This window comes from Acinetobacter sp. ATCC 27244 (assembly GCF_000156555.1).
GTDB classification, from domain to species: Bacteria; Pseudomonadota; Gammaproteobacteria; order Pseudomonadales; family Moraxellaceae; genus Acinetobacter; species Acinetobacter haemolyticus.
On sequence record NZ_GG665979.1, the window covers coordinates 1 to 1,273 of the forward strand.

1 protein-coding gene is annotated in these 1,273 nt (G+C 37.5%); it reads right to left on the reverse strand.

The genetic code is table 11. The annotated features are described in order from the left end of the window. Positions 1-17: 17 nt before the first annotated feature. Complete coding sequence (locus HMPREF0023_RS15845; protein ID WP_008942576.1) at positions 18-1,175, reverse strand: IS4 family transposase; 1,158 nt, start codon at positions 1,173-1,175, stop codon at positions 18-20. Between the last annotated feature and the right edge of the window lie 98 nt (positions 1,176-1,273).

The window sequence follows — 1,273 nt, forward strand, 5'->3', positions numbered from 1 at the left end:
CCACTGCTGTCCCACAATTATTCCAAGAAGAACCTCAATTGAGGTTCTTCTTGTTTTCGCCACTTCTTATCGGGTAAAAATAATGCCTTTAGAAGTTTTCTTTCAAATAAATTGACCTGAATAATTCTTAATAATCTCTGGACAGTCCATCCCTCATGAGCCATATGTTTTGCAAAACTCACTAATAAATAGGCAATTAATGCAATCCATATTTGAGTTTGTATGGCATTTCGGCTTCGACCTAGAAATGATTTCAATTTTAAATTCTGTTTAATCGCTTTGAAAAATAATTCTACTTTCCAACGATCTTTGTAAATTGCTGCAATAGTCGATGCAGCTAGATGAAAGTTGTTACTTAGAAATTCAAATGTCCTTTTCTTTTCAACATCATAAAATTCTATTCGTCTTAATCGCTTCGGTGCACCACGCTTTTTAGCATAATCACTGCTCAACTCAATATATTCATCCGCAAGAATTCCTTTGCAAGCGTATACTTCACGTTTTGACTTTACTTCATAAACCGTCTTCGGTCTTAGCCGTGTCACAAAGCTGACTTTTCGGTCAGTCATCTCTGCAAACCACTGATAATCAACATACCCCTTGTCAAAAACTACGATACTTCCAGGTGGAAATTTGAGTAATCTGCCTTGCACCATATCATTTTCAATACCATCTCCGAGTGCAACAAATTCAGGAATCGTATTGCTGTGATTTAATCCAACTGTCAGTTTAATGCTCGCTTTGGATTCATGTACTTTTGCCCATTCGCATAAGGACAGTGAAAGATCAATGTGGCTTGCATCAAGTGAATACAGCGGATTCTTAAATCGAAATTTATGTGCAATCTTTGTGTTTTCACAATGCCGAAGTAACTGAGTAAATAATTGCTGATATAGGCTGGCAGGTTGTTCTTGATTGATTCTTGCCAAGGTGCTTCGTGCAATAGTCTTAGCACCGAGGTGATAGAGCTTTTCCTGCTGTGATTCGAGATTGGATTGAATATCTCTTAAGCTTTGCCGACAGGACAGCTGGGACATCAATATGGCAATAAACTGATCCCAGCGTGTGGCTGATCTTAATTTTTGTCCACAATGATGCTGCTTGGCAAGACGTTCAAAATCACATCGTGAAATAGGTTTAAGTAATTGATGAAATACGGTATTCTGATGTGACAAAACCTGAGTCCTTGTAGTTAAAGTGTTTGTTCGCACTTATATTTTAACTATTTTGGACTCAGGTTTTTTATTTAAACAAAACTATGGGACAGCAGTGG